Origin of the sequence: Streptomyces sp. AB3(2024) (genome assembly GCF_041862025.1) — a bacterium.
In the GTDB taxonomy this organism is placed as follows: Bacteria; Actinomycetota; Actinomycetes; order Streptomycetales; family Streptomycetaceae; genus Streptomyces.
On record NZ_JBGWAB010000398.1, the window covers coordinates 1 to 255 of the forward strand.

Genomic DNA, 255 nt, shown 5'->3' on the forward strand with positions numbered 1-255 from the left:
GGTGAGTGTGGGCCGTTCGGACCGCCTCGTCTCTGCGGTTCAGGCGCAGGTGTGGGGTCTGGGCCGGGTTGCCGCTCTGGAGGTTCCGGAGCGCTGGGGCGGCCTGGTGGATCTTCCGGAGGTGTGGGACGAGCGGGTGATGGCCCGGCTGGCCGGTGTGCTGGCCGGTGGTGTTGCCGGTGAGGACCAGGTAGCGGTTCGGTCTTCGGGTGTGTTCGGGCGTCGGCTGGTTCGTGCGGCTGCCGGGGACTCGGG

The 255-nt window shown here is 71.4% G+C and carries 1 protein-coding gene; it reads left to right on the top strand.

What is annotated here, in order from left to right; all coding sequences use genetic code 11:
* Nucleotides 1–255 (top strand): hypothetical protein (locus tag ACEPPI_RS40945; protein WP_373920304.1); only part of this gene is annotated, 255 nt, incomplete at both ends.